The following is a 986-nucleotide window of genomic DNA, read 5'->3' as shown; positions in this document are numbered from 1 at the left end:
TGCAGCGTGATCTTGGGCTCCCAGCCCAGCTTGGTCTTGGCCTTGGTCGGGTCGCCCAGCAGCGTCTCGACCTCGGTGGGGCGGTAGTAGCGCGGGTCCACCCGCACGATCACATCGCCCACCTTGCACTTGGCCAGCATCTCACCGTTGACCGGCTCGACCTTCTCCACAATGCCCACCTCGGCCTCGGCCTCGCCCTCGAAGCGCACCGTCACGCCCAGCTCCTTGGCCGCAAACTCCACGAACTGGCGCACGCTGTACTGCACGCCCGTGGCGATCACGAAATCTTCGGCCACGTCCTGCTGCAGCATCAGCCACTGCATCTCGACGTAGTCCTTGGCGTGGCCCCAGTCGCGCAGCGCGCTCATGTTGCCCAGGTACAGGCAATCCTGCAGGCCCAGCGCAATGCGCGCGATCGCTCGGGTGATCTTGCGCGTCACGAAGGTTTCGCCGCGCACGGGGCTCTCGTGGTTGAACAGCACGCCGTTGCAGGCATACATGCCATAGGCCTCGCGGTAGTTCACCGTGATCCAGTAGGCGTACAGCTTGGCCACCGCATACGGGCTGCGGGGGTAGAAGGGCGTCGTCTCTTTCTGCGGGATCTCTTGCACCAGGCCATACAGCTCAGAGGTCGAGGCCTGATAGAAGCGCGTCTTCTTCTCCAGCCCCAGGATGCGGATCGCCTCCAGCAGGCGCAGCGCGCCAATGCCGTCGGCGTTGGCCGTGTACTCGGGCTCCTCGAAGCTCACACCCACGTGGCTTTGCGCTGCCAGGTTGTAGATCTCGTCGGGCTGCACCTTCTGCACGATGCGCACCAGCGAGGTCGAATCTGTCAGGTCACCGTAGTGCAGGATGAAGTTGCGGTTGTCGACGTGCGGATCCTGATACAGATGGTCGATCCGGTCGGTGTTGAACAGCGACGAGCGGCGCTTGATGCCGTGCACCTCGTAGCCCTTGTTCAGCAGAAACTCGGCCAGATACGAGCC

Annotated in this window: 1 protein-coding gene; it reads right to left on the bottom strand. The window is 63.6% G+C overall.

The annotated features are described in order from the left end of the window. Positions 1-986, bottom strand: a 986-nt coding sequence (gmd, locus tag GTZ97_RS16405; RefSeq protein WP_161652076.1) for a GDP-mannose 4,6-dehydratase, incomplete at both ends; no start/stop codon positions are given.

This window comes from Aquabacterium fontiphilum, assembly GCF_009909205.1.
Taxonomy (GTDB): domain Bacteria; phylum Pseudomonadota; class Gammaproteobacteria; order Burkholderiales; family Burkholderiaceae_C; genus Aquabacterium; species Aquabacterium fontiphilum.
Note: the sequence above shows the minus strand (reverse complement) of the source record. Positions and strands in the feature narration are given on the sequence as shown.